The organism is Bradyrhizobium sp. BRP20 (assembly GCF_020194215.1).
Lineage (GTDB): Bacteria > Pseudomonadota > Alphaproteobacteria > Rhizobiales > Xanthobacteraceae > Bradyrhizobium > Bradyrhizobium yuanmingense.
The window spans coordinates 1-1487 of record NZ_JADYVY010000071.1 but is presented as its reverse complement, the minus strand read 5'-3'; the positions used below and the strand labels follow the sequence as shown (position 1 = coordinate 1487).

At 65.1% G+C, this 1487-nt stretch carries 1 protein-coding gene and 1 pseudogene; both read right to left on the bottom strand.

What is annotated here, in order from left to right:
• On the bottom strand, positions 1-1062 hold a 1062-nt coding region (locus tag I6F33_RS37825), incomplete at its 3' end, for an SAM-dependent methyltransferase (RefSeq protein ID WP_225145781.1).
• 179 nt (positions 1063-1241) lie between these two features.
• Positions 1242-1487 (bottom strand): annotated as a pseudogene (locus tag I6F33_RS37820) (DNA-binding protein); the annotation flags it as partial.

The window sequence follows — 1487 nt, the reverse complement described above, 5'->3', positions numbered from 1 at the left end:
CATTGCAGGGCGGCTAACGATGTCGGCCACGACCGGCGCGGCGACGGGTAGCCTCGGAGGCACGTACTGGGTCACCCAATTGAGCAAGATGGCAACATCGCCGGCCATGCCCTGCGATGCAGGAAAAGCCTTCGGATCGGCAGCGGGCCACTTGTCGATTACGAGCAGCCTCGTGTCCGTCTGAGTGCCGTGCTTGGCATAGACGGCGCCGTCGATCGCGGCAGAGAACACGACCCGTCCGCGCTCCTGGAGGCGAACAAAGGCCTCTAGCCACGCCGGGTTATCCGGCGCAAGGCCTGCGCCAACGATGGCGACGAGGCGTCCACCATCGCAAAGGCGCGCGAGCGCCGAAGCGATATGCCGGAAAGCGGCGTCTGCCATCCGTCGATCGACATTCGCCACCGCGGAGAACGGCGGGTTCATCAGAACCACGCTCGGCACAACGTTCGCGTCGAGGTGATCATCGATCTGCGCGGCGTCGAACCGCGTGACCTCAACGTTGACAAACAAATGATCGAGCAGCGCCGCGCGACCTTCAGCCAATTCGTTCAACATCAGAGAGCCGCCGGCGAGCTCGGCGAAGATCGCGAGCAATCCGGTCCCCGCGGATGGCTCCAGAACGCGGTCGGCAGGCGTAATGCCGGCTGCGACGCATGCGGCCAGCCCAAGCGGGATCGGCGTCGAGAATTGCTGGAACGCCTGACTGTCTTCGGAACGCCGCGTATGGGTCGGCAGACAGCTCGCGATTCTCGCGAGCATTGGCAGCATGGCAGCCGTCGAGCCAGCCTTGGCGCGCATGGCCGGACCGAACTTGCGAAGAAATAGAACTGTTGCCGCCTCGCAGACGTCATAGGCGGTCTTCCAGCTCCAGACGCCGGCCGCGTCTGAGGCGCCGAAGGCTGCCTCCATGGCGCTACGCAGGACGGCGGCATCGATGCGACGGCCGCGTTCGAGCTCGGTCAGGAGCTGTCGCGCGGCCCTGATGGCGGCGGAGGTGAGATTTGCGGCGGCACGCATCGAGAGCGGCGCGGCGGCAGCGCCGCCGGCGAGAGATTCGGTCATGGCAGGATTTCTCGGGAGAGCAGGAACAGGTCGAACCGCGCGGCGCTCCCCTTAAGACCACGGCAATTCAAACCTTCCCGGCCCTGCTCTCCCTCTCAGCGCTCGCCCATAAAATGGGGACCGGCGTTACACACCGGCTCCAGGCAACTGCGGGATGGCCCGAGCCATCCCGCTCTGTGTCACTCAGCCGCGTCGAGCTGTTGCGGGTCATCGTCGCCGGCGTTCTCCCGATGCTCATCGTCGGCGAGAAATTCGGGTAGCGGGCCTGCTTCAACCTCCGGCTCCACTGACGCCGCATGAGGATCGACGAGACGCAGCGGTTCCGGCAACCAGCCCGAACCATCGAGAAGACGTTCGGCCTCTTTGGCCATGTCGGCCTTCTTCAAGTGGGCGATCAGCTGCGCGGAAGATTCTCCCCTTGCTTC